At 67.3% G+C, this 5,769-nt stretch carries 7 protein-coding genes (1 of these 7 only partly in view); 5 read left to right on the top strand and 2 right to left on the bottom strand.

The features are described 5' to 3' along the window. The 4 genes from H5T65_13620 to H5T65_13605 form a co-directional block, all read left to right on the top strand. Positions 1 to 18 carry part of the coding region annotated (locus tag H5T65_13620; GenBank protein ID MBC7260268.1) for a VCBS repeat-containing protein on the top strand (this coding region is incomplete at its 5' end). The annotated region extends 471 nt beyond the left edge of the window, so 18 of the 489 annotated nt are shown. Then, positions 15 to 632, top strand: coding sequence for a DUF333 domain-containing protein (locus H5T65_13615; GenBank protein ID MBC7260267.1), 618 nt, complete (start codon positions 15 to 17; stop codon positions 630 to 632). The genes H5T65_13620 and H5T65_13615, both read left to right, overlap by 4 nt. Positions 633 to 709: 77 nt before the next feature. Beyond that, entirely contained in the window at positions 710 to 2,818 is a 2,109-nt protein-coding gene (locus H5T65_13610) for a hypothetical protein (protein ID MBC7260266.1), read from the top strand. Between the two features lie 10 nt (positions 2,819 to 2,828). Continuing rightward, positions 2,829 to 3,125 carry a hypothetical protein gene (locus H5T65_13605; GenBank protein MBC7260265.1) on the top strand — a complete coding sequence of 99 codons (297 nt, stop codon included), beginning with the start codon at positions 2,829 to 2,831 and terminating at the stop codon, positions 3,123 to 3,125. Between the two features lie 87 nt (positions 3,126 to 3,212). Here the strand turns inward: H5T65_13605 and H5T65_13600 are convergent, their stop codons facing one another. Next, entirely contained in the window at positions 3,213 to 4,412 is a 1,200-nt protein-coding gene (locus H5T65_13600; GenBank protein ID MBC7260264.1) for a PLP-dependent transferase, read from the bottom strand. Positions 4,413 to 4,446: 34 nt separating this feature from the next. Beyond that, on the bottom strand, positions 4,447 to 4,851 hold the full coding sequence (locus H5T65_13595; GenBank protein MBC7260263.1) for a nucleoside 2-deoxyribosyltransferase: 405 nt from the start codon (positions 4,849 to 4,851) through the stop codon (positions 4,447 to 4,449). 217 nt (positions 4,852 to 5,068) lie between these two features. Between H5T65_13595 and H5T65_13590 the strand changes: the two genes are divergently transcribed. Further along, a partial coding sequence (locus H5T65_13590; protein ID MBC7260262.1) for a phosphopentomutase occupies positions 5,069 to 5,769 on the top strand: 701 nt, incomplete at its 3' end.

Raw genomic sequence — 5,769 nt, 5'->3', positions numbered from 1 at the left:
ACGTCCTCGCCGTCATGAGCGGCAAGGGCGGCGTGGGCAAGTCGCTGGTCAAGAAGATGTTGCGCCCCAACAACGATCGGGCATCTTCGTCCTGTCCGCCGCAGACGTCCATCGGTGGTGCGCGGGATTCTATGGTGAACCCCGCCGCCTTCTACTGCGTGGCGCTGGGCTATTCGTATGTAACCGTGATGACAGAGGAGGGCGAGAGGGGATTGTGTCAACTGCCCACCGGATGGGTGGATGAGTGGGCGTTCCTGCTGGGCCAGGAGGGCGCGGAATCCGGTTACTGCAACCGGCAGGGCTACGCGCAAGAAGTAACCACCGACCCGGCCATGTGCTCGCGGTTCGCAACCGATTCGTGCGCCGTGTGCGTGCTGGGCGACGGCACGCGCGTGGAGGTTACGGAACTGATGGGACTGAGGTTTGAGGACACGGTTTGCGGCGATGGCGTTTGCCGCGATCCCGAGAACGCTGTGTCGTGCCCGCAGGACTGCCCGACCGGCGGCCTGGACGGCTATTGCGATGGAGTGGCCGACGGCATCTGCGACCGCGACTGTGGGCCTGGCGGCGACCCGGACTGCACGTTCCTGTTCCTGCCCACGATCATGAGGGATTTCCTGGTGCTGCCGTGAGCGCAGTGCGCGGCGGAAGGCTCACGCTCCGCGCAAGCGCAACGCAGAACCGACAACGAAACGCGGGAGGTGGTGAGTTGAAAGGCAAACGAACGGTTTGCGGGGGCATCCTTGCGGTGCTGCTAGTGGCCCTGGTCGTGGCGGCAGGCCAGGCTCAGGGGCCTGAATCCCAGGCAACGATGGGCACGTCGTTCGTGTATCAAGGGGTACTGCGCAGCAACAGCAATCCCGTGAGCGGGACGTGCGATTTCCGGTTCAGCCTGTGGGATTCGGTGTCGGGCGGCTCGCAAATCGGTGCGACATGGACCGAAACGGGCGTAACGGTAACGCACGGGCTGTTCACCGCGACGCTGGACTTTGGCGCCGGGGTGTTCCAAGGGGACGAGCGCTACCTGGAGATTGCTGTGCGGTGCCCGTCGGGGAGCGGCGCGTACACGACCCTAACGCCGCGCCAGGCGCTCACGCCGACGCCCTACGCGCTGTACGCCGCCGCGGCGCACTGGGCCAACCTGCTGGGCGTCCCGGCGGGGTTTGCCGACAACGTGGACAACGACACTACCTACACGGCGGGCGCGGGCCTTACCCTCGTGGGGACTCAGTTCAACGTGGTGTTTGCGGGCACCGGCGCGGCCAACACCGTGGCCCGGTCGGATCATGACCACGACGCCCGCTACTGGAAACTGAGCGGCAACAGCGGCACGAAGCCAGGCGTCAACTACCTGGGCACCAGCGACAACACGCCGCTGGAATTCAAGGTGAACAGCCTGCGCGCGCTGCGCCTGGAACCGACGAGCATCAGCCCCAACATCATCGCCGGGTTCCCGGGCAACAACGTCATCGCGGGCGGCGTGGGCGGCACGGTGGGGGGCGGCGGCGCTTCGGGCGCGACCAACCGCGTAACCGATTCCTACGGCACGGTGGGCGGCGGCGCGAACAACCAGGCGGGGAATGGCAATGTGAACCTGGCCGATGCTGCCTATGCCACCGTCGGCGGGGGCCAGGGTAACGTCGCCAGTGGCGGTTGGGCCAGCGTCGGCGGGGGTTCCTCCAACGTCGTGAGCGGCACGTACGGCACGATCGGCGGCGGTTTTCACAACGCCGCGGGTAGCGTGAATGCCACCGTGGCAGGGGGCTACTACAACGTGGCCAGCAATGGCTCTGCCACGGTCGGCGGGGGCTTCTCCAATGTGGCCAGCGGCGCTGCCGCCACCGTGGCCGGCGGGCAGTACAACATCGCCAGCGGCGCGGGCGCCTTTGTGGGCGGGGGCGGATCGGATGGTAGTACCGTGGGCGGCAATCGGGCAGAGGGCCGCGCATCCACCATCGGGGGCGGCTTGGGCAACACAGTTACGGTAACGGGCACGTACGCGACCGTCGGCGGGGGTTCTGGCAACACGGCCAGCAGCCAAAGCGCGACGGTTGCAGGCGGGATACACAACACAGCCAGCAACTACAACGCTACCGTGGCCGGGGGCGTGGCCAACAGTGCGGGCGGCGCCGGGTCTACCGTGGGTGGAGGATACCAAAACAGCGCCAGCGGCGAGGAGGCTACCGTAGGCGGAGGCCGCAACAATGCCGCTTCTGTTCACTACGCCACCGTCGCGGGCGGCGCCGAGAACACCGCGAGCGGTTACTCATCCACGGTGGGCGGGGGCTATTCCAACACGGCCGGTGGCTTCTATGCCGTTGTGGGCGGGGGTACGGGCAATACGGCCAGCGGCAACGGCGCGACGATCCCAGGCGGCAACGGCGCCCTGGCCGACCACCTGGGGCAGTGGGCGTATGCCAACGGCAACTTTGCGGCCGTCGGCGATGCTCAGACCTCGCTGTACGTGCTGCGCAATACATCCGTCGGCAATGCATGGACAGATCTCTACCTGGATGGCGTTTCTGTGCAGCTCACTATCGCAGTCGGCCGCACGGTGGGGTTTGAGATTTTGGTCGTGGGCCGCTCTAGCGGGGGAGAGTCTGCCTGCTACAGGATTCAGGGGGTGGTGGAAAACGTGGCGGGTACGACGGCCCTTGTCGGCGCCGCCTTGGTTACCACGCTGGGCGAAGACGACACTGCCTGGAATGCGCAGGCTATCGCCGATACGCGCGAGGACACGCTGCGGGTTCAGGTGAGGGGCAACGGTGAGACTATCCGCTGGGTCGCCACGGTGCGCACGGTGGAGGTCTCCTGGTAGGAGGGCGGCGATGAACGGCTCACGCTTGACGCGTCGTATTCTATGCCTGCTGCTTCTGGCTGCCCTGTGGGCCCTGATCGCCGTGCCCGCATTCGGCGCGCTTGCCCAATCCGGCGGAGGGTACGGCCTGACCTGGAGCACGATAGGCGGCGGGGGAGAAAGCGCGGGCGGCGGGTTCACGCTGGCGGGCACCATCGGCCAAGCGGGTGCGGGGGCGCTTGCCAGCGGGCCGTACACGCTCGCCGGCGGGTTCTGGCCGGGCGCGGGCGCGAATTACCTGCGGTTCCTGCCGGTTGTGATGAAGTAGCGGACGGCGATCCGTAGTCTGCCATCAGCGGCGTCAAAATGCGACGCACTTCCGAAGTGCGTCGCACTTTGACGCCCACCCCTGCTATCACACCTTATCCAGCGCCTGGTGCAAATCGGCGATGATGTCGTCGGGGTCCTCTATGCCCACGGACAGGCGGACGAGTCCGTCGCTAATGCCGAGGGCCGCCCGCTGCGCCGCCGTGAGCGCGCGATGGGACGAATGCGCGGGGTATAGTGCCAGGGTGTACAGGTCGCCCAACGTGGTGGCGGGCGCGCATAACTCCAGCGATTCCAGGAACTTGAACACGCGCCGCTTGCCCGCGCCGGCGATGACGAATGAGACGATGGCTCCGTACAGCCCGCCGGCGAAAAGGCTCCGGGCCAGGTCATTCTGGGGGTGGCTCTTGAGGCCGGGGTAGTACACGCGCTCCACTTTGGGGTGCGCCTCCAGCCAGGCGGCGACCCAGGCGGCGGTCTTGCACTGGCGCTCCAGGCGTAGCGGCAACGTCTTCAACCCGCGCAGGGCCAGGTACGCCTCGTTGGGCCCCAGGACGCCGCCTATCGTCTTGGCGACATCGCGCAGCACGGCGCAGTTGTCCTTGCTGGACACGACCACGCCGGCCAGCACGTCGCCGTGCCCCGACAGGTACTTGGTGGCGCTGTGCACCACATAGTCGGCTCCCATCTCCAGCGGGCGCACCAGGAACGGCGTCGCAAAGGTGTTGTCTACGATCACCGTGGCGTCCACGCTGTGGGCCAGTTCCGCGATGCGACCGATGTCGGCAAGGCGCAGCAGGGGGTTGGACACGGTCTCCAGCAAGAGGACGCGGGGCCGCACGGCGTTGAGCATGCGCCGCACGGTGGAGATGTCGGTGAAGTCGGCGAAGTGGACGTGCACCCCTAGCGCGGTAAAGAACCGCGACAGCAGGGCCGTGGTCGCGCCGTAGAGGTCGCGGGCTGCCAGTACGTCGGTGCCAGCCTGGGCGCCCGCCGCCAGGAGCGCGGCGTGGATGGCCGCCATGCCCGATGCGAACGACACGGCCCCCTCGCCCCCCTCCAGCGACGCCACTGCGGCCTCAAAGGCGGCGCAGGTGGGGTTGCCGTGGCGAGTATAGACGAACCCAGCCGTGGGATCCTCAAAGGCTTGATCCAGCAACTCCATGTCGGGATAGACGTAGGTAACCGAGTTGTAGATCGGCGTAACGACAGGGGTGCAGGCGGGCCGCGTGGGACGCTCGCCCGCGTGCACGGCTCGGGTAGCGAACTTCCAGGTCGTCTTGTCCATCGTTGCCCTCCAAGAAGCGATCAGCCGACAGCGGTCAGCCGCTGACGGCCGATTGCTGCATGAGAAACTCGTCCACCAGGGCCAGCGCCTCGGCCTCGTCGGCGTAGGCGCGCACGGTGATGCCCGGCTCGGTGCATCCCAGGATCATCTTGGACAAGGGCCGGCCCTGCTGGTACAGGCACAGCACCGGCTTGCCATGCGCCAGGGCGTAGCAGATTTCGTAGCCGACGCCGAGCGACGGCGTGGAGACCTCGGCCACCAGGCAGTCGCTCTGGCGAATCCAAGCCACGTCGCGCTCATAGACCTGCTGGGGCGTGTTGGCCGATTCTTCGGCCAGCACGTTGTCGCGGGCCACGTGGGTGGTGGGCACGGTGTGCCCGCGCGCCTGGATGTGCTCCACGATGCGGCGGAATACGGCCACGTGGGTTCGTTCTCCCATGATGGTTCCGGCGAAGTACACTTGCATGGGCGCGCTCCGGGATATTGGGGTGTACCGTAATTATATCGGCGCTGTGGCGCCGGTGTCGTGCCAGAATTATAGCGCTGGTAACACATCCCTGCAAGGGCGGCCCGTCCTACAGGTCCGACGTCCCCATTCGCCTTCCGACGCCTGCGGGCGTATAATCGCCCCGAATGGAGGAGACCTTATGCCGCACATGCATCGCGTGATTCTCATCATCCTGGACAGTGTGGGCGCAGGCGCGCTGCCCGACGCCGACCGCTACGGCGACGCGGGCAGCAACACGCTGGCGAACACGGCCCGCGCCGTGGGCGGCCTGCGCCTGCCCCACATGGGCCGCATGGGCCTGGGCCGCATCACGGACATTCTGGGCGTGCCGCCAGACCCCGCGCCCATCGGTGCGTTCGGGCGCATGGCCGAGGCCTCGGCGGGCAAGGATACCACCATCGGCCACTGGGAACTCATGGGCATCCACTCGCCCAGGCCGCTGCCCACGTACCCCAACGGCTTCCCGCCGGACCTGATGCGCCGCTTTGAACAGGCCATCGGGCGCGGGACGCTGGGCAACTATCCGGCGTCGGGCACGGAGATCATCCAGGAACTGGGCGAGGAGCACATGCGCACGGGCAAGCCCATCGTGTACACCTCGGCCGACAGCGTGTTCCAAATCGCCGCGCACGAAGAGGTGATTCCCATAGACGAACTGTACGCCATGTGCCGCACGGCGCGGGCGCTGCTCACCGGCGAGCATAACGTGGGGCGGGTCATCGCGCGGCCCTTCGTGGGCGCGCCGGGCCATTTCGTGCGCACCGAGCGGCGGCGCGACTTCTCGGCCCCGCCGCCGGCCCCCACCGTGCTGGATCATCTGACGGACGCGGGTATCCCCGTCGTGGCCAT

The organism is Chloroflexota bacterium (genome assembly GCA_014360805.1).
GTDB lineage: Bacteria > Chloroflexota > Anaerolineae > DTLA01 > DTLA01 > DTLA01.
The sequence above is the reverse complement of the archived record's forward strand: the minus strand, read 5'-3'. Positions and strand labels throughout refer to the sequence as shown.

What these genes read in the sequence shown, in the direction of transcription:
- H5T65_13615 (MBC7260267.1), top strand. Translation starts at nt 15, where the DNA reads ATGAGCGGCAAGGGCGGCGTGGGCAAGTCGCTGGTCAAGAAGATGTTG.
- H5T65_13605 (MBC7260265.1), top strand. Translation starts at nt 2,829, where the DNA reads ATGAACGGCTCACGCTTGACGCGTCGTATTCTATGCCTGCTGCTTCTG.
- H5T65_13600 (MBC7260264.1), bottom strand. Translation starts at nt 4,412, where the DNA reads ATGGACAAGACGACCTGGAAGTTCGCTACCCGAGCCGTGCACGCGGGC.
- H5T65_13595 (MBC7260263.1), bottom strand. Translation starts at nt 4,851, where the DNA reads ATGGGAGAACGAACCCACGTGGCCGTATTCCGCCGCATCGTGGAGCAC.